The organism is Sphingomonas faeni (genome assembly GCF_023195535.1).
GTDB classification, from domain to species: domain Bacteria; phylum Pseudomonadota; class Alphaproteobacteria; order Sphingomonadales; family Sphingomonadaceae; genus Sphingomonas; species Sphingomonas faeni_B.
This window is the reverse complement of record NZ_JALPNF010000002.1, coordinates 54,622-78,167: the sequence shown is the minus strand read 5'-3', so window position 1 is coordinate 78,167 and position 23,546 is coordinate 54,622. Positions and strand designations below refer to the sequence as shown.

The following is a 23,546-nucleotide window of genomic DNA, read 5'->3' as shown; positions in this document are numbered from 1 at the left end:
ATGCCGCCCCGTTTTCGTTTCGGGGCTTTCCCTATTATCCTCCCCTTGCGGGGGAGGATCGAAGTATCCCCTAGTCCACCACCACCGGTATTCCCGACAATGCCTTCGCGGTCCGGATCGTCAGCGACGTCTTCACGCTCGCAACGTTGGGTGCCGGCGTCAGGTGCGTCGTCAGGATCTCCTGGAAACTCTTCAGATCCGCTGCGACGATCTTCAGGATGAAGTCGATCTCGCCGTTGAGCATGTGGCATTCCCGGATTTCCGGAATATCCGCGATATGATGTTCGAATGCCGCCAGGTCGTGCTCGGCCTGGCTGCGCAGCGACACCATCGCAAACACCGTGATCGGGAAGCCCAGCCGGCCCGCATCGAGATCGGCATGATAGCCGCGGATCGCGCCTGCCTCTTCGAGCGCGCGGACGCGGCGCAGGCAAGGCGGCGCGGTAAGGCCCACCTGGTCGGCCAGGTCGACATTGGTCATCCGACCGTCGGCCTGCAACAGCGACAGGATCTGACGATCGATCCGGTCAAAACTCATTTCACGCAACTCCCGATAGGCATCGCAAACCGAGCGATTCATTCCTCATAGCGATAAGATTGTTGCGGCGAAACGCAATTGTCCCACTATGCGACGAACCTTCCGTCCTGCCGAAATGCGCTGTTCCGTCACCAGGTCGGCGGCGTTAAGGAATCGGTACGGAGAGCATGGTAGGCCCATGGCAACCGGGGAGCGATGTGCGGTTCGACGATAGCCTGAAGACGATCCTCGCTGCCGACATGGCCACCGATTTCGGCGCGCAATCCGCGTGGCGGCAATTGGTGGATCTGATGGGTCGCGGTCGGACGACGGTCGACGAACCGGCTATCGACCGGTTGCGGGTGTTGCGGGCGGCGGTGCCGGTCGAGGTCCGCGCGGCCAGCGCCCGCGCGCTCGCCTTCGCCCGGCCCGATGCCAAGCTGGTCGGGTTCTTCGCCGAGGATGCGTTGGCGATCGCCGCGCCGGTGCTGCGGACCGCGACGCTCGAGTCCGACGATTGGCTGGCGATCCTGCCGCGCCTGACGCCGGCTAGCCGCTCGGTGCTACGCCATCGCCGCGACCTGCCGGCGTCGGTGCAGCGTGGCTTGCAGAGCTTCGGTGCGGTCGACTTCGTATTGCCGCACCCCGACGTCCCGATCGAGGCTGAGTCCGTCGTTGCCGAACCGATCGCTGCGGAGCCGGTGCTGGCCGAAGAGCCGTCCGTCGTTCAGCCGCGGGTTTCTCAAGAGTCGGTTGTCGAGGTGCTGCACACGACCCCGGTCGACGTGTCCCCCGCCGCAGTTCCCGAACCGCCGCTCTACACAGCCCCCCTTAGCGAGACCCCGTTCATGGCGCTCGGCGCGGTCGCGCGCGGCCTGCCGTTCGTTGCCGAGGCGTTTCGCCATGCCAAGCTGGCAGAGAGCGAGCCTCCCGTCGTCGAGCCGAGCGGACCGACATCTGCAGACCGGTTCGAGATTTCCGACCTCGTCGCGCGGATCGAAGCGTTCAACCGCGATCGCACCGCCGACGCCGCCACGCCGACGCCGCCGGCGGCTGAAATCGAGAGCTTCCGCTTCGAAACCGATGCCCAAGGCATCATCCGCATGGTCGACGGCGTCGCCCGCTCTGCGCTGGTCGGCGTGTCGCTTGCCTATGCCGCGCAGCAGGGCGAGGCGCATCTCGATGGCGTCGCGGCCGGCGCATTCCGCCGCCGCTCGCGGTTCAACGATGCGCGGCTCGAAGTCGGCGGACTGTCCGACGCGTTCGGATCGTGGCGGCTGTCGGGCGTGCCCGCGTTCGAGCATGCGTCGGGTCGCTTCATCGGTTTCCGCGGCACCGCGCGCCGGCCGCGTCGCGACGAGACCGCGCACCTGGCGCGTGCGCCGGTGCTCCAGTCGTCGCCGGTCGCCGATTCACTCCGCCAGCTCGTCCATGAACTGCGCACGCCGACCAACGCGATCGCCGGGTTCGCCGAGCTGATCGAGACGCAGTTGCTGGGGCCGGTCTCGCCGACCTATCGCGACCGTGCCTCGGCGATCCGCACGCAGGCGGGCGATCTGCTCGCCGCGATCGACGACCTCGATACCGCCGCGCGGATCGAAGGCCATGCACTCGACCTGCGACCGACGACCGTGCCGGTTCGTGCGTTGCTCGACCGCGTCACGAAGGATTTGCAGCCGCTCGCCATCTTGCGCGGGGCGAGCCTGTGCGTGGCGATGCCAGCAGGCGACTGCGCTATCCGCGGCGACGATCGCGCGGTCGAACGGCTGGTGGGCCGCCTGCTTGCCGCACTGGTATCGGCCGGGCGGCAGGGCGAACGGCTCGGGATCGTCGTGCGGCCCGTCGCCGAGACGATCATGACTGAGTTCGACCGCCCCGCCGCGCTCGCCGCGCATGCGACCGATGTGCTGCTCAGCATCGATGCCGAGCAGGAGGCTGACGGCGCACCGCTTCTCGGCACCGGCTTCGCGCTGCGTCTTGCGCAGAATCTCGCGGTCGAACTCGGCGGCGTCCTCACGATCGGTGCGGAACGCCTGACGCTGCAACTCCCGGCCGCGGATGTCGTGGACGCGGAGCGCCCGGTCGTCGATGTCGCGGAAGCGGAGCGCATCGCCGACGATCAGCGGTGAGCTACCGCCCGCCGCGGCCGCCCGATGCGCAGCGGATAGTCTGGCCTGAGAATTTCGGCACCCGCTTCACCGTCTTTGTGGACGTCGAAGAGGAGTTCGATTGGCGCGCGCCGCTCGATCGCCGCAACCGCGCGACGACCGCGATGGCGGCATTCCCCGACGCGCGCCGCCGATTCGCCGAGCGCGGCGTCGCGCTCAACTGCATGGTCGACCACCCGATCGCCACCGATCCCGCTTCGGTCGCGATCCTGTCTCACGTCGTCGAGGATGGGCGGTCGGAGATCGGCACGCAGTTGCACGCCTGGGTCAATCCGCCGTTCGAGGGGGCGGCGACATCGGCGGCGAGCTATGCGGGCAATCTGCCGCGGGCGTTGGAGGCGGCCAAGCTCGAAACGCTCACGTCGGCGATCACGACCGCATTCGGCACGGCCCCTCGTGCGTATCGCGCCGGTCGTTACGGCATCGGGCCGCATAGCTTCGACCTGCTGGCGGCGCTCGGCTACCGGATCGATAGTTCGGTTCGTCCCGGTTACGATTATGGCGGCGACGGCGGCCCGGACTTCTCGATGGCTGATGCGGGTGCGTATCGCGAGCGCGGCATCGTCGAACTGCCGCTGACCACCGTTTTCACCGGTCGCGCGCGATGGGGCGGCGGCAGGCTGTACCGCGTGCTCGGACATGTGCCGAAGGGCAGGGGCGTGTTCGCCCGCGCGCGCCTGTTGTCGCGGATAGCGTTGACGCCCGAGGACATGCCGATAGAGGCTGCGCTGGAGGCGGTTGCGGTTGCGGCGGGCGAGGGGTTGCGGCTGCTCAATTTGTCGTTCCACTCGCCGTCGCTGGCGCCGGGTAACACCCCCTATGTGCGCGATGCCGCCGACCTGAAGCGCTTTCATGCATGGTGGACGACGATGCTCGACGAGTTCGAGCGTCGCGGTATCCGCAATGCGTCGCTCGGCGAGATTATCGCCGCGCTGGGATGAGCTGGCATGTCGGAACGATCCTCGATCGCAAGGGGGAGGCGGCGCGAAGCGTCGGAGGGGGAGGACACGGAACAGCAGTTCTCCCTTGCCTCCCCCTCCGTCTGGCAAGAGCCAGCCACCTCCCCCTAGCGGGGGAGGATCGCCGCAGACGCCGCTTTCTATCTTGGGCTCCTGTGCGCGGGTGAACGATGTCGTCCTGCACCAATGCCCAAAACGAGAAAGGGCGGCCCGTTGCCGGACCGCCCTTCTGATACGCAATACTGAAAGCGAGATTAGCGCTTCGAGAACTGGAAGCTACGACGGGCCTTCGCCTTGCCGTACTTCTTGCGCTCGACGACGCGGCTGTCGCGGGTCAGGAAGCCTGCTGCCTTCACCGAGGCGCGCAGCACCGGCTCGAAGCGGGTCAGGGCCTGGCTGATGCCGTGCTTGACCGCGCCGGCCTGGCCCGAAAGACCACCGCCCTTGACGGTGCAGACGACGTCATACTGACCTTCGCGCTCGGTGATGCCGAACACCTGGTTGATGACGAGGCGCAGCGTCGGACGTGCGAAATACACTTCCTGGTCACGACCGTTGATCGTGATCTTGCCGGTGCCGGGCTTGACCCAGACGCGAGCGACGGCGTCCTTACGACGGCCGGTCGCATAGGCGCGGCCCTGCTTGTCGAGGATCTGCTCGCGCAGCGGCATCGGCTCGCGGACGGGCTCGTTGGAGACCGGTGCGGCGAGATCGCCTTCGCTGGTCGGCAGAGCCTGCTCGGCGGGGGCAGCCGGCGCGGGCTGGTTGGTCAGGCTCGCAAGATCGGCGAGCGACTGGCGGTTGTCGGACATTATGCGCCCACCTTGTTCTTGCGGTTCATGCTGCCGATGTCGAGCACGGCAGGGTTCTGTGCCTCGTGCGGATGCTCGGTGCCCTTGAAGATGCGCAGGTTGCGCATCTGCTCACGACCCAGCGGGCCGCGCGGGATCATGCGCTCGACAGCCTTTTCGAGAACGCGCTCCGGGAAGCGGCCGTCGAGGACCTTGGCGGCCGTGATGCCCTTGATGCCGCCGGCATAACCGGTGTGCTTGTAATAGATCTTCTTCGCGGCCTTGTTGCCGGTGAAGCGGATCTTGTCGGCGTTGATCACGACGACGTTGTCACCGCAATCGACATGCGGGGTGAACGACACCTTGTGCTTGCCGCGCAGGACGTTGGCGATGATCGACGCGGCACGACCGACGACGAGACCTTCCGCGTCGACGATATGCCACTGCTTGTCCACCTCAGCCGGCTTTGCCGACTTGGTGGTCTTCATGAGCGCCTTCATGGGCGTTAGACCTTCCAGATTGAATGCAAGCGCACCAAGGGGAGGCCCCGCAGTGCGAATGCCGGCCTAATGCTGAAAGGGGGGCTTCAAGTCAAGCTTTCCGCCGGTTTCCTGACGGGTATTATTATACCCGCTGCTTCAGGTCCCGTTGATTCAGGCGGGGTGCGCTGCCGATCGCGTGCGCGGCAAACATTGCGGCGATCAGCAGCAATGCGGAATTGCCCTGGTGGGCGACCGCGACGTCGATCTGCACGCCGGTCATCAGTGTCGCGATCCCGAGCATGATCTGCAGCGTGACGAGGCCGACCACATAGAACCCCGCGCTGCTGCCGGTTTTGGTCGCCTTGATCGCCAGCCAGATCAGCCCGGCGGCGGCGGCGAAGGCGAACCAGCGGTGGATGAACTGCACGACGATCGGGTTGTCGACCGCGTTGCTCCAGGCGGGGTTCACCATCGGCACGTCGGCCGGGAACAGCCCGTCGCCCATCAGCGGCCAGCTGGCGAACGCATAGCCGGCGTCGAGGCCGGCGGTGAACGCGCCATAGACAAGCTGTACGAACAGCAGCGCCAGCGCGAGGATCGCGACCGGCTTCAGGCTGGAGGGGGCGGACAGCGGATTACGGTGCAGTGCCATCAGGTCGAGCGCGGTCCAGACGATCCCGGCCAGGATCGTCAGTGCCGTCAATAGATGGACGGCGAGGCGGATGTGGCTGACATCGGTGCGGACCGACAAGCCCGACGCGACCATCCACCAGCCGATCGCACCCTGGAACGCCCCGAGCGCGAGCAACGCCGACAAGCGCCAGCCATAGCCGACCGAGATCCGCTTGCGCACCGCGAACCAGATCAGCGGCGCCGCGAAGGCGAGCCCGATCAGTCGGCCCCAGAGCCTGTGCAGATATTCCCAGAAGAAGATCGCCTTGAACCCGCCCAGCGTCATGTCCGCGTTGAACGCGGCATATTCGGGGATGCGCTTGTAGGCGTCGAACTCGGCCTGCCACTGCGCGTCGTTGAGCGGTGGGATGATCCCGCTGATCGGCTTCCACTGCGTGATCGACAGCCCCGACTCGGTCAGCCGGGTGATGCCGCCGATGACCACCATCGCGACGATCAGCGCCGCCACCGTATACAGCCACAGGGCGACCGCACGAGGACGGGCTTTGGTGAGAAAGGCGGCACTGGGTTGAAGCATGGTGAGAAGATAGTGCTTTGCGCTGCTTGGCGCCATCGCTTCGTGATGAGGCATTGCTTCATGTTGTCGCAGGCGGGGCACGGCGTCTTGACTACTTCTCCGTCATCCTGACGAAAAGTCAGGACCCCGGGTACCAAACGCTGCCGCTTGAGGCTCTGGGTCCTGACTTTCGTCAGGATGACGGCAGCAAGGCGGAGGATGATCGACCAAAACCGATAAAATTCCACGAGAAAATCGGCAATGTAATGTTGTATCCTTTCAATCGCCCGTCTATATCCGGAGGACGATGACGCCCTCGGCCACGCATACCCACCGCTTCGCCGGTCTCGATCGCTATGCGATCGGGCTATCCGGCCTGTGCATGGTGCATTGCCTGGCGACGTCGGTGCTGGTCGCGCTGATGTCGACCGCGAGCGGGTTCCTACTCGATCCGATCTTCCACGAGGTCGGCCTGACGATCGCGATCGGCCTCGGTGCGCTGGCGCTCGGCCGCGGGGTGCTCAATCACGGCTATATGATGCCCGCCGCGATGGGTGCGCTGGGGCTCGGCATCATGGCAGGCGCGATGACGTTGCCGCACGACAGCGGCGGTGGCGAGACCTTGTGGACGATCGTCGGAGTCGGCTTGCTTGCGTTTGGGCATGATCTCAACCGCAGAGCGGATAGCTGAGCGGGTTGCTGGAACCCCTCCGGCATCCTACTTCATTCGCCATGGCGCATGCTCACATCCACACCGAACCGCAGGGCGCCGATCTGACCGTCGCGGCGCAGACGACACTCGAAAAGGCCGGCGAGCAGTGGACGACGATGCGTGCGAGTGTGTTCGCGGCGCTGGCCGCGTTCGACAAGCCGGCCTCCGCCTACGACATTGCCGAGGCGGTTTCGAAGGCCGAGGGTCGTCGGATCGCCGCCAACAGCGTGTACCGCATCCTCGACCTGTTCGTCGGCGCGAACCTCGCGCGGCGGGTCGAGAGTGCCAACGCCTATGTCGCCAACGCGCATCCGGATTGCCTCCACGACTGCATCTTCCTGGTCTGCGACTCGTGCGGCCAGACGACGCATCTTGATAACGATACGATTACTAAAGGTGTTCGTAACGCGGCGGAGGCAGCGGGCTTCTCGCCGGTACGCCCGGTTATCGAGGTCCGTGGCCGTTGCGCGGAGTGCGAGGCGAAGTAGCCTCGGCACCACTCGATCCTACCCCGCCAGGGGGAGGTGGCTGGCTCTTGCCAGATGGAGGGGGAGGGAAGGGCAAAATCTGTTCCGAGTCCTCCCCCTCCGTCGCCTATGGCGCCACCCCCCCCCCTTGGCGGGGGAGGATCGGACTTAGGCCAGATACTTCCCCATCCGCATCATCGGTACCGGTACCTCTCCCGGCGTCTCGATTCGCTCGATCGGTAGGTACCCGCAGGCTCGGTACAGCGGTTCCCCGGCCAACGTCGCCATCATTTCCGCTCGTGCGAACCCCGCATTCCGCGCTGCCGCCTCGCAGACCGACAGTACCAGGCGACCGACACCGCGGCGCGTGAAATCCGGATCGGTATACATCGCTCTGATCCGCGCCGCATCGCGCGCGGGATCGAGCATCGCCGAATCGCGCAACGCCGTGCTGTGATCGCCGCCGTACAGCGTCGCGCGCCGGCTCCAGCCGCCGCATCCGGCGAGCCGGCCGTCCACGCTTGTCACCAGCATATACGTGCCGTCCGCGATCAACTGCGTGTCCAGCCCCATCACCGCGCGGCTTGCGACGATCTGCGCCGGCGTCAGGAACTCCGCCTGCAACTCCCCGATCGCCCGAGCCATGAGGGCTGTGATCGCGGGAATGTCGGTCCCGGTTGCGGCGCGGTGCGTGAAGTCCATCAAAAGCAGATCCAGAGCAATTTCCGTATGAATACTACCGCCATGCGACGGTAACAATCGACACGATCCGCGCGCTGCATTAAGCCGGTGCGATGGCCGATCTTCCCGCGACCCCGCTGCTCGACACCGTTTCGACGCCCGACGACCTCCGCAAGCTAAAGCCGGAGCAACTCCGCCAACTCGCCGACGAACTGCGGACCGAGACGATTTCGGCGGTCGGCACCACCGGCGGCCATCTCGGCTCGGGGCTGGGCGTGGTCGAGCTGACAACCGCGATCCACTATGTCTTCGACACGCCGCGCGACCGGCTCGTGTGGGACGTCGGCCACCAATGCTATCCGCACAAGATTCTCACAGGCCGCCGCGATCGGATCCGTACGCTCCGTCAGGGCGGCGGGCTTAGCGGTTTCACCAAGCGTAGCGAAAGCGAATACGACCCGTTCGGCGCGGCGCATTCGTCGACCTCGATCTCGGCCGCTTTGGGCTTTGCGGTCGCCAACAAGATCGCGGGCACGCCCGGCAAGGGCATCGCCGTGATCGGCGACGGCGCGATGTCCGCGGGCATGGCGTATGAGGCGATGAACAACGCCGAGCAGGCCGGCAACCGCCTGGTCGTGATCCTCAACGACAACGACATGTCGATCGCCCCGCCGGTCGGTGGGCTGTCGGCGTATCTGTCGCGGATCGTGTCGAGCCGCGAATTCCTGGGCTTCCGCGAATTCGCCAAGAAGTTCGCCCGCCGTTTGCCGCGCCCGTTCCAGAACGCGGCACGGAAGACCGACGAGTTCGCGCGCGGCATGACGATGGGCGGCACGCTGTTCGAGGAACTCGGCTTTTATTATGTCGGCCCGATCGACGGCCACAACTTGGAGCACCTGATTCCGGTGCTCGAAAATGTGCGCGATGCGGAAGAGGGCCCGATCCTCGTCCATGTCGTCACCAAGAAGGGCAAGGGCTATGCGCCCGCCGAGGCTGCCGCGGACAAATATCACGGCGTGCAGAAGTTCGACGTGATCTCCGGCGTGCAGACCAAGGCACCGCCGGGGCCGCCGCAATACCAGAACGTGTTCGGCGCGCAGCTCGTCGCCGAGGCCGCCAAGGACCCGCGGATCTGCGCGATCACCGCGGCGATGCCCTCGGGCACCGGGCTCGACGCATTCGCCAAGGCGTATCCCGACCGGTTCTTCGACGTCGGCATCGCCGAGCAACACGGCGTGACCTTTGCCGCCGGCCTCGCCGCACAAGGCATGCGCCCGTTCTGCGCTATCTACTCAACGTTCCTGCAGCGCGCCTACGATCAGGTCGTGCATGACGTGGCGATCCAGAACCTGCCGGTCCGTTTCGCGATCGATCGCGCCGGGCTGGTCGGTGCGGACGGCGCGACTCATGCCGGATCGTTCGACGTTACGTACCTCGCGACGCTGCCGAACTTCGTCGTGATGGCGGCGGCGGACGAGGCCGAACTCGTCCACATGACGCATACCGCGGCGCAGTACGACACCGGCCCGATCGCGGTCCGCTATCCGCGCGGCAACGGCACCGGCGTCGCGCTGCCCGCGGTTCCCGAACTGCTCGAAATCGGCAAAGGGCGCATCGTTCGCGAGGGCAAGGGCAAGACCGTGGCGATCCTGTCGCTCGGGACTAGGCTGGAGGAGGCGCTCAAGGCCGCTGAGGTGCTCGAAGCCAAGGGATTGTCGACCACGGTCGCCGATCTTCGCTTCGCCAAGCCGCTCGATGTCGACCTGATCCGCAAACTGCTCACCACGCACGAAGTCGCGGTGACGATCGAGGAGAATTCGGTTGGTGGCTTCGGCGCGCACGTGCTGACGATGGCGTCGGACGAGGGGCTGATCGACGGCGGGCTCAAGCTCCGCACGCTGCGCCTGCCGGATGTGTACCAGGACCAGGACAAGCCCGAGGTCCAATATGCCGAGGCCGGTCTCGACGCGACCGCGCTGGTGGATACGGTACTCAAGGCGCTTCGTCACAATTCGGGCGGGGTCGCCGAAGCACGCGCATGACCGGGCCGACCAAGGCCATCACGATCATCGCGCTCGCGGTGATCGTGACGGTGTCGCTGAATATCGCGATGTGGCGACGGATGCGGGGTGGCTTGGCGGCGGCAAGGCCGAGCAGGCGGCTAGTCCCGAGCTGTTCGATGAGGACGGGTCGCGGATTTCCTGAGCGGATTTTCGTAACTGAGCACCACCCCGGCGAAGGCCGGGGCCCAATTGGGGAACGTTGGTAACGAAGCGCAGTCCGTTGTTACTGCGACCTCACCAATTGGGCCCCGGCCTCCGCCGGGGTGGTGCAGCTTCAGTTAAAGGGGCGGCGTCACCCACCCAGATAATGCGCCTGCGCCGCATCGGTCGCACTCACCGCCAGGATCGACCGCGCAGTACTCGGCGGCAGAGCCTGCCCACGGCCATCGCCACTCGCCGCGATCACTCGCTCCAGCAGATCCTGCCCCTCGCGCCACCAGCCGATCCCGCTCGCGGCATTGAGATGCCCCTGCGGCCCGGCCTCGACGAAATGGCTACCCCAGTCCACCGCCATGCTGTGCGCGCGGTCGGGCGTGACCCAGGGGTCGTCGCTGCTTGCCACCACGATCGAGGGGAAGGGCAACGGCGTGCGCGGCGTCGGCGAGAAACCCTTCAGCTCGGCCTGCGCGCCGCCGCGATCGACATCCGCCGGCGCCACCAGCAACGCGCCGGCGACCGGCCAGCCATAAGGTTGCGGACTGAGTTCGGCCCACCACGCCACCGCCAGGCACCCCAGGCTGTGCGCGGCGAGAATCACCGGTGCGTCCGCGCGGCGGATCGCCTCGTCGAGCCGGGTGACCCAGGCGTTGCGGTGCGGCGTGTTCCACATGCCGAGTTCGACGCGGACCGTGTCGGGTCGCGCGTCTTCCCACAGTGTCTGCCAATGCGAGGGGCCGGAACCGCCGAGACCCGGCACGGTCAGGATGGTCGGCTGGACGGATTCATACGGTGCGAAACTACCCACAGCGCTTCTCCTTTTCCAAAATCTCGATTTCCGGGCCCTCTGGATAGAGGGTGGAAAGCATGGGTGATCGGCGCTCTAGGGGACGCCGGTCACGCCACGCTCTCCGATATCAACGCTAATCCTACTTAATTGATGGGCAATGGGATTGCGGCGAAAGGAAGGCAGCTTGCGGTGGCCGGACGGGGCGGCGATAGGCGGGCATGACAAGGATGCGCGCATGGTGAAAATACGGGCGGACCAGATGCTGGTCGACAGGGGCCTCGTTGAGTCGCGGACGCGTGCGCAGGCGCTGATCATGGCGGGCCTGGTGTTCGCGGGCACGAAGAAGGTCGACAAGCCCGGCCAGACGCTGCCCGACGACGTCGTGCTCGACGTGCGCGGGCGCGATCATCCCTGGGTCTCGCGCGGCGGGATCAAGCTGGCGCATGGCCTGACGCATTTCGGCTGGGACGTGAGCGGCGCGGTGGCGATCGACGTCGGCTCGTCGACCGGTGGCTTCACCGACGTGCTGCTGAAGAACGGCGTGACCAAGGTGTACGCGGTCGACAGCGGCACCAACCAGCTCGCCTGGTCGCTTCGCCAGGACGAGCGCGTCATCGTTCACGAACAGACCAGCGCGCGGATCCTGACGCCCGCGCATATCCCCGAACCCATCGACCTGATCGTGTGCGATGCGAGCTTCATCGGCTTGGCCAAAGTGCTCGAACGGCCGATGTCGTTCGCCGCGCCCGACGCGCGGCTGATGGCACTGGTGAAGCCGCAGTTTGAGGCGGGCCGCGAGGAGGTGGGGAAGGGCGGCGTCGTCCGTGATCCCGCCATCCACCAGCGGGTCTGCGACGAGGTCGCGGCGTGGCTGACCGGGCAGGGCTGGCACGTCGAGGGCGTGGTCGAGAGTCCGATCACGGGGCCTGAGGGTAACGTCGAATTCCTGATTGCTGCGAGGGTTGGGAGCGATGGGCCAGCATCGGAAACGTCGAAGGATTCTCAAGCATTCCCGTCATCCTGACGAAAGTCAGGACCCAGAGCCAAGCGGGCTGCGCACTGTACCCTGGGTCCTGACTTTCGTCAGGATGACGAACCGAGGGGGTGGAGGTGTTTCGAAACGCCCGCCGCACAGCCCCATCGTGCCGGAATGAACCACTAGCGGAACGATTCCTTCGCACACACGGTTTACGGATCGCCAAACGCGCGGCAGGACGTGCCCGCGTAGAGACGGAAGGATGTGTGTGGGCGGTATCGCTTCGAAGGGCCAGTTGAGGATGTCGTTCCTCCGCTGGGCGGTCGTGACCGTGCCCCTGATCCTGTTGCTGGGCTTTGCGGCCGGACAATCGGTCAGCGTCGGCAACGAGAATGCCTGGTACACGGCGCTCGCCAAGCCTGCGCTGAACCCTCCGGGCTGGGTTTTCCCGGTCGTCTGGACGACGCTCTACATCCTGATCGGGCTCGCGCTCGCGATGATCTTGAACGCACGCGGTGCGCGGTTGCGGCGAATTGCGGTTGCGCTGTTCGTGGCTCAGTTCGCGTTGAACCTTGCCTGGACACCGACATTCTTCGGCGCGCACAAGATCGGGTTGTCGGTATTGGTGATCGTCGCGATGCTCGCGCTGTCGATCGCGGCGACCTTCGTATTCGCACGGATCCGGCCCGCCGCGGCGTGGCTGATGGTGCCGTATATGGTGTGGATCAGTTTTGCCGGCGTGCTCGCGTTCAGCATCGGGCAGTTGAACCCGGACGCCGAAACACTTGCACCGACGGCCCATACGTCCCAAATGCTGTGACGCAGCAGTCGCTGCAACAGTCTCTGCGACAGTCTCTGGGATTTTGAAGCAATGCAGTCCGAAAACCGCGTGTTCGACGATATCGTCAAGGTCTTGAACGGTGCGGCCGGTACGCTTGCGGGCGTCGGTCGCGAGGCCGGTTCGGGCGCGCGGGAGCGCGCGCGCGAATGGCTCGGCGGCCTCGATTTCGTCAGCCGCGAAGAGTTCGACGCGGTCAAGGCGATGGCCGCAGCGGCGCGCGACGAGAACGACGTTCTGAAGGCGCGTCTCGATGCGCTCGACGCCAAGTTTGCCGCACAATCCGCCGCACAATCGACAGTCAATGCGCCGGCCGGGGCGTCTGTCGACTGACTTTTCCACAGTTTTCCGCAGAAACGGGTTCGATGGGGTTGCCGTGGCGTTTTTGCCTCGGCACCCTTTGTCGTGCGATAAGGACCGCCAGGACCTAATGATGCTCGACCAAGTAGACCACGATCACGAAGACGCTGCCCCGATCGATATGCTCGAAAGCTATTACGCTGCGCATGGCTGGGAGCATGAGCGTCACGAGGATGAAATCGTCGCGACCGTAAAGGGCAGCTGGACGACGTACGAGCTGCGTGCCCTGTGGCGCGAAGACGATAGCGTCCTGCAATTCCTCGCTTTTCCGGATATCAAGGTGCCCGACGAACGGCGCCAGGCGGTGTATGAGACGATCGGACTGGTCAACGAACAGCTCTGGATCGGCCATTTCGAACTCTGGTCGACGAGCGGCATCCTGTTGTTCCGGCATGCGGCGATGGTCGATGGCGGTGACGACGGGACGATGTCCCTGGAGGCCGCGGAACTGCTGGTCGAATCGTCGATCGAGGAGTGCGAGCGCTTCTACCCCGTGTTCCAGTTCGTTCTGTGGGGCGGCAAGACCCCCAAGGACGCGCTGGCGGCCGCACTGATCGAAACGCACGGCGAGGCATGAGCTTCGGCTGCAAGTCCATGGTCTTTCCGACCGGCTCGCTGTGGCTGATCGGCTGTGGCAACATGGGCGGCGCGATGGTGAACCGCTGGCTCAAAGCGGGGCTCGATCCCGCGACAGTAACGGTGATCACGCGGAACGGGAAGGGGGCGCCCGCCGGTGTCCGCTCGCTCACCGCGCTGCCTGACGAGGATGCGCCCGCAACGCTGATGCTCGCGCTGAAACCACAGCAGATCGACGCCGCGCAGGCTCTGCTCGCGCCGATGCGGGGCGCACCGAAGCTGTTGCTGTCGATCCTCGCCGGTGTCGACCACACTGCCCTGTCGCAGCGGTTCGCGGCCGAGGCGATCGTCCGCGCGATGCCGAACTTGCCGGTGGCGATCGGTAAGGGCGTGACGTCGCTTTACACGGTCGGCGCGTCGGATGCGGCGATCGCGGGGGCTGAAGCGTTCGCGGCCCCCCTCGGCCATTACGAATGGATCGCCGACGAGGCGCATTTCGACGCGGTGACCGCGCTCGCGGGTTGTGGCCCCGGGTTCGTGTTCCGCTTTGCCGACGCGCTCGCCAAGGCTGGCGCTGCGTTGGGGCTGCCGGCTGACCAAGCAGCTCGCCTTGCCATGGCTACGCTGGAAGGCTCGGCGATCATGGCAGCCGATGCGGATGTTTCTCCCGCCGTGCTGGCCGACCGTGTCGCGAGCCCCGGCGGATCGACGCGCGAGGGTATGAACGTGCTTGATCGGAACGACGCGTTGGTGATGTTGCTCACCGAAACGCTCGCCGCCTCAGAACGTCGCAATGCCGAAATGGCGGCCGCCGCGCGTTAGGCCGGGGGCGTGGTGTCACTATAGCTTCGGCCGTTATCCGGACCTGTTACCCAACCGCCCAACCTTGCCCCGTCACGCCAACCTTATCCGTCACGCCGACCTTACCCCGTCACCCCGCCCCCTATTCCGTAACGCCGCCCCCTATTCCGTCACCCCAGCGGAAGCTGGGGTATCCCGGTGTGGCTCACGACATCTGCCAACCATGAGATCCCAGCTTTCGCTGGGATGACGGTGGAGGGAGTGTAGCTGACGGTGAGGGGGCAAGGGTGACGGTTGGGGGGCGAGCAGGAACGGCACATGGGTAGGCGGGGCGAGAGCCAGCAGGCAGACAGCGCCGCCCGTGCGCCTACCCCCGTAGCCCGATAACCTGCGACCGCTCGCTTTCCGGCACGAGGCCCTCAAGCACCGCCCAGAATCCAGAAACCGCGCTCTGTCCCGCGCTCGCATATGCCGCCGCCATCTGGATCCGCGCCGCCTCGAACAGCTCGCGTTCCATCTTCGACCCTTCCGCGGTCAGCCGCAGCAAGCGTTGCCGACGATCGCGTTCGCCAGGCCGCGTCTCGACCAGCTTGCGGTCCGCCAGTTCGTTCAGCACGCGGCCGAGCGACTGCTTGGTGATCGCCAGCAGAGACAGGAGTTCGCTGACCGTCATGTCGGGTTTCCGGGCGATGAAATACAGCGCCCGGTGATGCGCGCGCCCAAGCCCTTCCTGCGCAAGACCTTCGTCGATCGACCGAGTCAGGTGGCTGTAGCCGAAGTACAGCAACTCCATGCCGCGGCGGAGTTCGGGTTCACGAAGGAACAGGGGTGAAGCGGACGACGCTGGGGCAGACATGTTGACCGGTTTAGACATCGCCCGTAGTCGTCGGCAACCCGCCTTGAGAGAGAAATTCGATGTCCGCTCCAGCTTTTACCTCGCCTTCCGCCTTTCGGCATGAACCGAACGCGATGCCGGTCGAGGCGAACGAGCGGGCGAAGCGGCTGATCGATCCCGGTTTCGGGCGCGTCTTCACCGATCACATGGCGATGATCCGCTACAGCGACGCGAAGGGCTGGCACGACGCGCGGATCACCGCGCGCGCGCCGCTGACGATCGATCCGGCATCGTCGGTGCTGCATTATGCGCAGGAGATCTTCGAAGGGATGAAGGCGTATCGACTCGCCGACGGGGGCACCGCGCTGTTCCGTCCCGAGGCCAACGCGCGCCGCTTCCAGGATTCGGCGCGGCGTCTGGCGATGCCCGAACTCCCCGAGGACCTGTTCATCGAATCGGTCGAGCGGCTGGTGAAGACCGATGCCGACTGGATCCCCGACCGCGACGGCGGCGCGCTGTACCTGCGGCCGTTCATGTTCGCGTCCGAAGTGTTCCTCGGCGTGAAGCCGTCGTCGGAATATCTCTACATGGTGCTTGCCTCGTCGGTTGGGGCGTATTTCAAGGGCGGCGCGCCGACCGTGTCGATCTGGGTCAGCCAGCAATACACCCGCGCCGCGCAGGGCGGCACCGGTGCGGCGAAGTGCGGCGGCAACTACGCGGCCAGCCTGCTCGCGCAGTCCGAGGCGATCCGCAACGGCTGCGACCAGGTCGTCTTTCTCGACGCGGCCGAGCGCCGCTGGGTCGAGGAACTCGGTGGCATGAACATCTTCTTCGTGTTCGACGACGGCAGCATGGCGACGCCGGCGCTGACCGGCACGATCCTGCCCGGCATTACGAGGGACTCGATCCTGACGCTCGCACGCGCGCAGGGCATCGAGGTGCGCGAAGAGGGCTACACCATCGACCAGTGGCGCGCCGATGCGGCCAGCGGACGACTGGTCGAGGCGTTCGCATGCGGCACCGCGGCGGTGGTGACGCCGATCGGCACGGTGGCGAGCCCCGAAGGACGCTTCACGATCGGGACGGGTGGTCCGGGCGAATTGACGATGCGGATGCGCGACGCGCTCGTTTCGATCCAGCGCGGCACCGCCCCCGACGAGAACACCTGGCTGCACCATCTCGCAGATTGACGTCCGCAAGGGCTTTTCACGCGGCGCGGCACCGCTATAAGGCCGCCTCTATTGGGGCGTCGCCAAGTGGTAAGGCAGCGGCTTTTGATGCCGCCATGCGCAGGTTCGAACCCTGCCGCCCCAGCCATCATCGCTAATGTTTCGATGGCACCAGATAAATTTTAGATCTGCCGGATCGGGCCAGCGGGTGTGATGAATCCGTGACGAGTTTGCCATGCCGGCCATCCCGAACGTCGCGGTGTCGTCTATCAGTGGCCAGGACGCTGCGTTTTCGGATGGAAAGTCCTTAACGCTACGAGCTAGCGTTCGAACGCCGGACCAGTCGATGGCTCGCCGCATGGCGTGCGCGGGACGCTAATTTTTCAGGCGGGAACCATGATCTCGACGCGGCTGCGGCGCCCGTCGCGACGCTGGTCGTAATCGACGGGTTCCAGCCGAGATTTCCGACCTGGGATGCAGCGCTGGATACCGTTCGCCGGCAAGCCATCCCTGAGCCAGTCGGCATCGTCGCCACCGACCTGTCGAACGCGTCGGCTTGGGGCGTTGGCCTGGATGTGGTTGAAAAGACGCTCGCATGGCGGAGCAATTGGTCGTTACATCCGCTGGCCGATACTCGAGGGTCCCAGATGTCCGATCGCTTTACCATCCTGCTTCAATACGCGCTGCCAAAACAGCGCCTGACCCGTCTGGCTGGTCGGATCGCCCGGGCGCGGGGTGGGGCGATGACGACCCGACTGATCCGCTGGTTCGTCGCCAGATACGGGGTCGATATGAGCGAAGCCGAAAATTCGGACATCGCCAGCTACGCCAGCTTCAACGATTTCTTCTCGCGGCCGCTTAAGAAGGGCGTTCGCCCACTCGCGGATGCCGACTTCATCTGCCCGGTGGATGGCGCGATCAGCCAGGTCGGGGCGATCGACGACCATCACATCGTCCAGGCCAAGGGACACCGGTTCACGACGACCGAACTGATCGGCGGCGACGGCACGCTGGCAGCGGAGTTCCGTCATGGCAGTTTCGCAAACCTCTATTTGTCGCCGCGTGACTATCATCGTCTGCATATGCCGTGCGCCGGCAGATTGACCGGAATGCGCTACATTCCAGGCAGCCTGTTTTCGGTGAACCCCGTCACGGCGCGCGGCGTGCCCAATTTGTTCGCGCGCAATGAACGCCTGGTATGCATATTCGAGAGTTCGGAGCACGGTTCATTCGTGATGGTGCTGGTCGGCGCCACCATCGTCGGAAGCATAGCGACCGCATGGCACGGCGTCGTCAATTCGAAGCGGACCGGCACGCTGACGGAATGGCGCTATGACGATCAGGAGATCGTTCTCGAACAGGGCGAGGAAATGGGGCGCTTCCTGCTCGGCTCGACGGTCGTGATGCTGTTCCGGCAAGGAACGATCGCGTTTGACGAAAGCTGGCTCCCGGCGCGGCCCGTGCGGCTCGGCCAACGCATGGGCGATCGCCCGGTTTAATCGTCTGAGATCACGCCTTGAGGGTGTGGAAGACGCGATCGCGGTATCACCGTAATAATTGCCGGTGGGGCCAAGGTGGTCGAAAGCCGACGTTCGCTTCAGCCTGATACGAAAAAGGGCGACGTCTCGCGACGCCGCCCTTTTTTCTTCGCACTATCGCGGGGGTCAGAAGCCGAACTTCACACCGGCACGGAACTGACGGCCATAGATGCCGTCGGCGGCCTGCACGGGGTTGTACAGATAGGCGCCATAGGTCGCCGGATCGATCGGCGGCATGTCGTTGAGGATGTTCAGCACGTTGACGTAGAAGCTGAACTTGTCGGTGACCTTGACCGTACCGACCATGTCGACGGTGATGTAGCCATCGACGTCGGCGGGCAGGTAATCGACCGCGAGGCCACCATCGCCGCGCACGCCGCCCTGATCCTCTGCCGACAGGTTGTAACCCGCGACATAGTTGACCGTGCCGCTCAGGCTGAACGCGTCACGGATGTCGATCGTGTTCGTAACGTTGGCGCGCCAGCGCGGCGTACCCGAACCCGCGGTCAGGTTGTAGTTGCCGAGGGTGCCGACATACTTTTCTTTGCGGCCACCCGGGAAGGTGGTGCTGAGGTCGAGCAACAGGCTGCCCTCGCCCGAGATGGTGTAGCGGACATTGTCGTTCAGATCGAACCGCGCGCTGCCGCCGAAGTCGACGCCCTGCGAGTGGATCGTGTTGGCGTTGACCAACTGCGACGCGACCAGGCCGACACGCGGCGTGGCGGTCTCGAAGCCGACGCCGACGGCATCCGGGGTTACCGTGAAGCCCTCGGGGATCGGCTGGCCCGAATAATAGGCGGCAAGCGCATCGCCTGCCGTCAACGACGTGATCGCACCGGTCTTCTTGATGTCGAAGAAGTCGACCGTGAACGACACGTTGCGGATCGGCTCGAACACGATGCCCGCCGTGAAGCTCCGCGACTTTTCAGGCTTCAGGTTCTGGCTGGCCAGCGTCGTCGACCCATAGCTGCCCTGGCGGATATAGGTGGGGCACGCCGAGAAGGTTGCGACCGTGCAACCATATTGCGCAAGATAGCCGTCGCTGAACAACGTCGCGTTGTTGGTGACATAGCCGGTGGTCGGCAGCGCATTCGCCTCGCCGAAGCTCGGGATACGGAACCCGCGCGACCACGTGCCGCGGATCGCGAGCTGGCGGATCGGCGTGAACTTGGCGCCGACCTTGGGCGAGAAGTTGCTCTGGCCCGACGAATAGTGATCGTAGCGACCCGACGCGTTGACGAGGAACTGATCGACGATCGGCAGCTGCAGCTCACTGAATGCCGATGTGACGGTGCGGTTACCGCTGGTGCCGAACGCGTTGATCGAGAAATACCGCTGGGTCGGCCCGTTGATGTCGGGATTGGCCGACGGCGCGTCGATCGCTTCGTAGAAGATCGACCCGCCGACTGCGAGCTGTGCCGGGCCGCCTGGCAGCGTGAACAGCTCCTTGGTGACCGACGCCTGCAACTGATACAGATCGGAACTGGAGTCGGTGATGTTGTCCGGCGTCAGGTAATCGCGCGTCGCTTGGGAATTGAGCGACGGGTTGGCGAAGTTGTAGCTGCCGTCGTTGATCACGTCGAGCAGATGCTGGACGTAGACATAGCCACGCTGCGTACGACGCAGGTCGCTGTGCATCGCAGTCGCATCGACCCGGTAGTTATAGTCGCCTGCGATCGTACCCTGGACGCCTGCCGCTGCGCGATAGACCCGGTTACGGGTGGCATTGGACGTTACCGTATCGGGCAGCGTACCGATCAGCAGCGCGTTCTGGCCGGCTGCGGCGAATGGATTGTTGGGGTTCAGCGTGCCGTTGGCGACCGTGCAGTTCACGGTACCGCGGGGACAGACATACACCGGCAACGACAGCGGGGCCGAGCCTGCGGCGTATTGCGCGCCATCCGACGAGGTCGAATATTGCGGGAAGAGAATGCCCGCCGGTGCGTTGCCGCGGATCACCGAAGGATCGCCGCTGTAGCTGGACGACGATTGCTGGAAATTGACCTCCAGATACGCCTCGGCAGCGTCGCCAACCTTCGCGGTGAACCGGGCCGAACCGCCGAAGCGCTCGATGTTCGGTGCGACGACGCCGTACTGGTTGATCAGATCCTGCTGGCAGACGACGTTCGCGATGGCGCCATTGTTGGGCTGGGCGCGATCGGCGGCCGTGGTCGTGTACGGAGTGCCATTCAGGCAACCCGGCGTCCGCAGCTGGAACTGCGATCCGTCGACGGCGGTGGTGCCGTTGGCTGGCCGCACGAAGAAGTTGGCACCGGCAACCGGGCCGTTGTTCGGCAGCAGCCCATCGGCACCCAGGCCGTTGGCGATGTTGTTCGGCCCACCCGTACCGACGCCGCGCTGGTCGGCGGAGTTGAACGGCGCCGGCAGGTCGCGGTTGTAGACCGCTTCGCTGCGGAAGTAGAAGCCGCTGATATACGCGTTATAGCCCTTCGCATCGAGATCGCCGGTGCCGGCCGTCAGCGTCAGGCGCTGATTGGCGGCGACACCGCGCTGGCTGATGCCGGCCTCGGCGCGACCGCTGATGCCGTTGAACGAGCGCTTGGTGATGACGTTGACGACGCCCGCGATCGCATCCGCACCATAGCTGGACGAGGCGCCGTCGCGCAGCACCTCGACGCGCTCGACGATGTCGTCCGGGATCGTGTTGAGATCGACGAAGTTGCGCGTCGCATCGTCTGCTAGCGGGTAATATGCCGCGCGCAGGCCGTCGAACAGCACCAGCGTCGAGTTGGTCGACAGGCCGCGCAGCGACACGGCCGATGCGCCGCCGGCGAAGGCACCGTTCGCGGTGAACGAATTGGTGAGCGCCGGGCCGTTGTTCGACGCGAGCGACTGGATTGCGCCCTGCACCGTATTGATGCCACGCGCGTCGAGATTGGCTGCCGTCAGTGTCGTGACAGGCGATGGCGTCGCGTTGTCGGTCTGGCGAAACAGCGATCCGGTGACGACGATTTCATCGCCGGGCGCTGCGGCCTCTGCAGGTGCGGGGGCAGGCGCGGAAGCAGGCGGGGTATCCGTGGCTGGCGTCGCGGTCTGCGGACCGGTCGCGCCGGCGACATCCTGCGCGAAGCTCGACCCGGTCGATACGACGAATGCCAGTGGCATTGCGGCCGCGAGGAGCATCGCCTTGGAGGTGAAATGAAACGTAGCAGCCACTTAGATACCCTTTCGCGGCGCAGCGATCGCCCTGACGACCGGCTGCGGAAGATACCCCTGCCGCCGTGTTTCGCCGGTCGAGGACATGGTCGCCCGATGGAGCACCGGTTTTCGGCTGTAAAGATCGACGCCGCGGCATTCGTAATTTTACAATTCAACGTGACTAATATGACACAATTACTGACGTATTTTCGGGCAAGAGTTGCGTTAAGTTGCCCGCCTGCCTCACAAGCAATCCGCCGCTATAAACGGACATTCGATGTGTCGTCCTTCGCGGCGCCGAGCATCGGGTCGAGTTTCGCGTCCTGCCAGCGCATCGCCCGCGAAGGTGCGGCCCCGTTGCACGATTGGTCAGACCGACGACGTCGATTGGGGGGCGCTTCGCCACAGGATCAAAGACCTTCCCGTCGGTCGGCCAAGCGCGCGGCGCGAACGTCGGCGCCTGCGCGACGATGCGGCCGTCGACGAAAGTTGCTGCGCGCTAGGCGCGCAAACCTGCCTCGCGGTCGACGGCCAGACGTTCCAGCACATGGTCTCCCCGGTAGATAGTCTGCGCCGAGCGAGACCTTGCCGAGCCGGCATTCTGGGGGATCGCCAAGTCCACCTATCAAGTCCACCTATGTGGAGCAGCGTTGCGAGTGCTGAAACGGCGGCGCTCGCGCCTACCAGGCCGATGCAAGCTGGCGGGTTTTCGACGCGCTGCGGTAACGCGCTGGCCACAACCGCGCGATCCGCGCGCCGAGCGTGGGTGAATCCTGCGCCCCGGCGATGCGATCGGTCGCTACTTATTCACGGGAATCACCTAGAAGTTCCGATCCGCGCTGACTCGAGGAGATGGACGATGAAGACGATGATGCTCTGGGCGGCCCTGATGACGACCGCCGCAACGCCCGCGATGGCGGAGGACCTGGCGCCGACGGATCGTACCGCGCTGATCGGCGCGGTCGATGCCAATGCTTCGCCGATCTCGGATACCGCGCTGCAGATCTGGAACTATGCCGAGATGGGCTATCTCGAGACGAAGAGCTCGGCGCTGCTGCAAACCCGGTTGAAGACCGCGGGTTTCACCGTGAAGGCGGGGGTGGCGGGCGAGCCGACCGCCTTCGTCGCGAGCTTCAAGACCGGGGCAGGGCCAGTCATCGGCGTGCTGGCCGAATATGACGCGCTCCCCGGGCTGTCGCAGGCCGCCTTGCCGGTGCGGACCCCGCTGGGCGGGGATGCCGGCCATGGCTGCGGACATAATCTGTTCGGTACCGCGTCGACCTATGCCGCGATCGCGGTCAAGGACTGGATGGTAAAGAACAAGGTGCAGGGCGAGATCCGCGTCTATGGCACGCCGGCCGAGGAAGGCGGGTCGGGCAAGGTCTACATGGTCCGCGACGGCCTGTTCAACGACGTCGACACCGTGCTGCACTGGCATCCCGGCAACGCCAACTCGGCGTCGCAGGCACCGTCGCTCGCCAATATTTCCGGCAAGTTCCGCTTCCACGGCCGATCGTCGCACGCAGCGGGCGCCCCGGACAAGGGACGGTCCGCGCTCGACGGGGTCGAGGCGATGGACGCCATGGTCAACATGATGCGCGAGCACGTTCCCGACCATACGCGGATCCACTACGTCATCACCAACGGTGGCAAGGCACCCAATGTCGTCCCCGACGAGGCGGAGGTCTATTATTATGTCCGCGACCAGGACCCCGAGATCGTCAAGTCGGTGATGGAGCGCGTCAAGAAGGCCGCGCAGGGCGCTGCGATGGGGACCGAGACGACGGTCGATTTCGAACAGACCGGGGGCGTCTACAGCCTGTTGTCGAACGAAGTGCTGATGAAGGCGATGGACCGCGGTCTCCGCGCCGCTGGCGGGATCACCTGGACGCCGCAGGAAACCGCGTTCGCTACGCAGTTGCAAAAGTCGATGCCGGCGGGCGCGCCCGCGCTGACCAGCGTCGCCGAGATCGAGCTCGCGCGCCTCGAGACCAAGGCGATGGGCGGATCGACCGACGTGTCCGACGTCAGCTGGGTAACGCCGACCGTGGGGCTGTCGACCGCCACGTTCGTACCGGGATCCGCGGGGCATAGCTGGCAGAACGTCGCCGCGGCCGGCTCCAGCATCGGCGTAAAGGGCGCGATCGTCGCCACCAAGGCGCTGGCGCTGACGGCTGCCGAACTGTTCCGCAACCCGGCCGAGATCGCCGCTGCCAAGGCCGAGTTCGAGAAACGCCGGGGCCCGAACTTCGCGTACACGGCGATGCTGGGCAACCGCAAACCGCCGCTGGATTACCGCAAGAACCCGGCCGAATGATC

Annotated in this window: 21 protein-coding genes and 1 tRNA gene; 14 read left to right on the top strand and 8 right to left on the bottom strand. The window is 65.4% G+C overall.

The features are described 5' to 3' along the window. Positions 1-70: 70 nt before the first annotated feature. Positions 71-538 (bottom strand): Lrp/AsnC family transcriptional regulator, encoded by a 468-nt coding sequence (locus tag SPHN_RS04790; protein ID WP_128453226.1) that lies wholly within the window; start codon positions 536-538, stop codon positions 71-73. Positions 539-735: 197 nt separating this feature from the next. Here SPHN_RS04790 and SPHN_RS04785 point away from each other — a divergent pair, with 197 nt between their 5' ends. Both SPHN_RS04785 and SPHN_RS04780 read left to right on the top strand, forming a co-directional pair. Then, positions 736-2,646: a histidine kinase dimerization/phospho-acceptor domain-containing protein gene (locus tag SPHN_RS04785; protein ID WP_248521621.1), complete on the top strand. Its 1,911-nt coding sequence runs from the start codon at positions 736-738 to the stop codon at positions 2,644-2,646. Then, positions 2,643-3,626, top strand: coding sequence for a WalW protein (locus SPHN_RS04780; RefSeq protein ID WP_248521619.1), 984 nt, complete (start codon positions 2,643-2,645; stop codon positions 3,624-3,626). The genes SPHN_RS04785 and SPHN_RS04780 overlap by 4 nt, the downstream gene beginning before the upstream one ends. 272 nt (positions 3,627-3,898) lie before the next feature. On the opposite strand, the gene rpsI is transcribed toward SPHN_RS04780, so the two are convergent. The 3 genes from rpsI to SPHN_RS04765 all read right to left on the bottom strand — a co-directional run bounded on the left by rpsI (position 3,899) and on the right by SPHN_RS04765 (position 6,127). Next, positions 3,899-4,456 carry a 30S ribosomal protein S9 gene (gene rpsI, locus SPHN_RS04775; RefSeq protein ID WP_082443995.1) on the bottom strand — a complete coding sequence of 186 codons (558 nt, stop codon included), beginning with the start codon at positions 4,454-4,456 and terminating at the stop codon, positions 3,899-3,901. After that, on the bottom strand, positions 4,456-4,935 hold the full coding sequence (gene rplM, locus SPHN_RS04770) for a 50S ribosomal protein L13 (RefSeq protein WP_082441436.1): 480 nt from the start codon (positions 4,933-4,935) through the stop codon (positions 4,456-4,458). Before rplM ends, rpsI begins: the two co-directional genes overlap by 1 nt. A 124-nt stretch (positions 4,936-5,059) precedes the next feature. Beyond that, a complete protein-coding gene (locus SPHN_RS04765) occupies positions 5,060-6,127 on the bottom strand; it encodes a COX15/CtaA family protein (RefSeq protein ID WP_248521617.1) in 1,068 nt (355 codons plus the stop codon). Between the two features lie 286 nt (positions 6,128-6,413). On the opposite strand from SPHN_RS04765, the gene SPHN_RS04760 reads away from it, so the two are divergent. Both SPHN_RS04760 and SPHN_RS04755 read left to right on the top strand, forming a co-directional pair. Beyond that, complete coding sequence (locus SPHN_RS04760; protein ID WP_248521615.1) at positions 6,414-6,797, top strand: MerC domain-containing protein; 384 nt, start codon at positions 6,414-6,416, stop codon at positions 6,795-6,797. 41 nt (positions 6,798-6,838) lie between these two features. Then, a complete protein-coding gene (locus SPHN_RS04755) occupies positions 6,839-7,306 on the top strand; it encodes a Fur family transcriptional regulator (protein WP_248521613.1) in 468 nt (155 codons plus the stop codon). 147 nt (positions 7,307-7,453) lie between these two features. Here the strand turns inward: SPHN_RS04755 and SPHN_RS04750 are convergent, their stop codons facing one another. Further along, complete coding sequence (locus tag SPHN_RS04750) at positions 7,454-7,987, bottom strand: GNAT family N-acetyltransferase (RefSeq protein ID WP_248521611.1); 534 nt, start codon at positions 7,985-7,987, stop codon at positions 7,454-7,456. Positions 7,988-8,079: 92 nt separating this feature from the next. On the opposite strand from SPHN_RS04750, the gene dxs reads away from it, so the two are divergent. Next, complete coding sequence (gene dxs, locus SPHN_RS04745; RefSeq protein ID WP_248521609.1) at positions 8,080-10,008, top strand: 1-deoxy-D-xylulose-5-phosphate synthase; 1,929 nt, start codon at positions 8,080-8,082, stop codon at positions 10,006-10,008. 313 nt (positions 10,009-10,321) lie between these two features. Here the strand turns inward: dxs and SPHN_RS04740 are convergent, their stop codons facing one another. Beyond that, positions 10,322-10,993, bottom strand: a complete 672-nt coding sequence (locus SPHN_RS04740) for an RBBP9/YdeN family alpha/beta hydrolase (protein ID WP_248521607.1) — start codon at positions 10,991-10,993, stop codon at positions 10,322-10,324. Between the two features lie 217 nt (positions 10,994-11,210). Between SPHN_RS04740 and SPHN_RS04735 the strand changes: the two genes are divergently transcribed. From SPHN_RS04735 to SPHN_RS04715, 5 genes are all read left to right on the top strand, one after another. After that, positions 11,211-11,999, top strand: coding sequence for a TlyA family RNA methyltransferase (locus SPHN_RS04735; RefSeq protein WP_248521605.1), 789 nt, complete (start codon positions 11,211-11,213; stop codon positions 11,997-11,999). A gap of 214 nt (positions 12,000-12,213) precedes the next feature. Beyond that, the gene (locus SPHN_RS04730) at positions 12,214-12,771 is read left to right on the top strand and encodes a TspO/MBR family protein (protein ID WP_248521604.1); all 558 of its coding nucleotides are present in this window, start codon (positions 12,214-12,216) and stop codon (positions 12,769-12,771) included. Positions 12,772-12,822: 51 nt separating this feature from the next. Further along, the gene (locus SPHN_RS04725) at positions 12,823-13,122 is read left to right on the top strand and encodes an accessory factor UbiK family protein (protein ID WP_248521603.1); all 300 of its coding nucleotides are present in this window, start codon (positions 12,823-12,825) and stop codon (positions 13,120-13,122) included. A 97-nt stretch (positions 13,123-13,219) separates the two neighbouring features. Beyond that, positions 13,220-13,726: a YbjN domain-containing protein gene (locus SPHN_RS04720; protein ID WP_432715052.1), complete on the top strand. Its 507-nt coding sequence runs from the start codon at positions 13,220-13,222 to the stop codon at positions 13,724-13,726. Further along, on the top strand, positions 13,723-14,547 hold the full coding sequence (locus SPHN_RS04715; RefSeq protein WP_248521601.1) for a pyrroline-5-carboxylate reductase family protein: 825 nt from the start codon (positions 13,723-13,725) through the stop codon (positions 14,545-14,547). The genes SPHN_RS04720 and SPHN_RS04715 overlap by 4 nt, the downstream gene beginning before the upstream one ends. A 346-nt stretch (positions 14,548-14,893) precedes the next feature. Here SPHN_RS04715 and SPHN_RS04710 read toward each other — a convergent pair whose 3' ends face one another. Beyond that, positions 14,894-15,400 (bottom strand): MarR family transcriptional regulator, encoded by a 507-nt coding sequence (locus SPHN_RS04710; protein WP_248521600.1) that lies wholly within the window; start codon positions 15,398-15,400, stop codon positions 14,894-14,896. Between the two features lie 41 nt (positions 15,401-15,441). On the opposite strand from SPHN_RS04710, the gene SPHN_RS04705 reads away from it, so the two are divergent. From SPHN_RS04705 to asd, 3 genes are all read left to right on the top strand, one after another. Continuing rightward, on the top strand, positions 15,442-16,551 hold the full coding sequence (locus SPHN_RS04705; protein ID WP_248521599.1) for a branched-chain amino acid aminotransferase: 1,110 nt from the start codon (positions 15,442-15,444) through the stop codon (positions 16,549-16,551). 52 nt (positions 16,552-16,603) lie between these two features. Continuing rightward, a tRNA-Gln gene (locus SPHN_RS04700) sits at positions 16,604-16,678 on the top strand. Positions 16,679-17,177: 499 nt separating this feature from the next. Next, the gene (gene asd, locus SPHN_RS04690) at positions 17,178-18,029 is read left to right on the top strand and encodes an archaetidylserine decarboxylase (protein WP_248521598.1); all 852 of its coding nucleotides are present in this window, start codon (positions 17,178-17,180) and stop codon (positions 18,027-18,029) included. Between the two features lie 165 nt (positions 18,030-18,194). Here asd and SPHN_RS04685 read toward each other — a convergent pair whose 3' ends face one another. After that, a complete protein-coding gene (locus SPHN_RS04685; protein ID WP_248521597.1) occupies positions 18,195-21,245 on the bottom strand; it encodes a TonB-dependent receptor domain-containing protein in 3,051 nt (1,016 codons plus the stop codon). Between the two features lie 841 nt (positions 21,246-22,086). Between SPHN_RS04685 and SPHN_RS04680 the strand changes: the two genes are divergently transcribed. After that, complete coding sequence (locus SPHN_RS04680; RefSeq protein ID WP_248521595.1) at positions 22,087-23,544, top strand: amidohydrolase; 1,458 nt, start codon at positions 22,087-22,089, stop codon at positions 23,542-23,544. The last annotated feature ends 2 nt before the right edge of the window (positions 23,545-23,546 follow it).